Raw genomic sequence first — 1,148 nt, 5'->3', positions numbered from 1 at the left:
CACCGGTGGTGGAAGCCAAGGAAGTCCACTCCCTCGCCTTCGACCTGCAGGTGCACGATCCTGGTCTTGGCCGCCTTCGGCTCCAGGCCGAGATCAGCCAGCAGGACCTTCAGCTGCCCAAGGGCAGCCTCGGCCTGCTCGCGAGTAGCACACATCACCACGGCATCATCGGCATAGCGAACCAGGACCCCATGAAAGCGCGCGTCCCATGCCCGGTCCAGCCGGTGCAGATAGACGTTCGCCATCAGCGGTGAAACCACACCGCCTTGTGGAGTTCCAGTCACCGGCCGACGGACCTGCCCGTCCTCCATCACCCCGGCCCGCAACATGGCGCGCAGGAGTTTGAGGACGGACCGGTCGCAGACGCGTTCCTCGACCGCCTGCATCAACTTCTCATGCGAAATCGCCTCAAAACAGTTGGCGATATCCGTCTCCACCACCCACCGCCTGCCCCGCCATGCCTCATCGACCAAGACTTGGAGGGCATCGTGCGCCCCACGTCTGGGCCGGAACCCGAACGAGCACGGGAGCATGTCGGCCTCGAAGACCGGCTCAAGCACGATCTTCAGCGCGGCCTGCACGATCCGGTCACGGGCGGAAGGAATTGACAGCGGTCTTTGCTCCGCGGTCGTGCCGGGTTTCGGGATGAATACCCGGCGCGCGGGCAGCGGCCGCCAACGGCCTTCCTTGAGTTCCGTGGCCAGTTCGTCAAGGAGCCGGTCGATGCCGTACTCCTCAACCTGCGTGAGAGTGATGGCGTCAATGCCTGGTGCACCGTTGTTCCGACGCACCATTGCCCACGCGCGCCGCAGGACGTCCCTGCGGTGGACCTTGTCCCCCAGCGCGTGGAACCGCCGTCCGGGATCGGCCTTGGCCGCCCGGTAGAGCGCATGCTGCAAGGCGCGGACCGGATCCAGCTTCAGGGATCCCGACGTGGCGGAACTAGCCGAAACGGCACTCACCAAGTCCCTCCAGACAGACTGCGCATCGACGAAGCAGCGGCCCTTCCCTGGCCGGGGGTTGTGTTGTCCCCCGGCTCATCGCGGTACTACGGCCGCCTCCGACGCCCACCCGGCTCGCGTCCACTTCCCGGGGTGCACCCGGTTATAGGACGCGCAGCTTCCGACGGCAGCTGTCCGCAGGCCGTC

The 1,148-nt window shown here is 66.3% G+C and carries 1 protein-coding gene; it reads right to left on the bottom strand.

Annotated elements, in window-relative coordinates:
- On the bottom strand, positions 1 to 899 hold an 899-nt coding region (gene ltrA / locus FHS42_RS36030), incomplete at its 3' end, for a group II intron reverse transcriptase/maturase (RefSeq protein WP_246495895.1).
- Between the last annotated feature and the right edge of the window lie 249 nt (positions 900 to 1,148).

It is taken from the genome of Streptomyces zagrosensis (genome assembly GCF_014203645.1).
Classification (GTDB): Bacteria; Actinomycetota; Actinomycetes; order Streptomycetales; family Streptomycetaceae; genus Streptomyces; species Streptomyces zagrosensis.
This window is presented reverse-complemented; position numbering and strand designations above follow the sequence as displayed.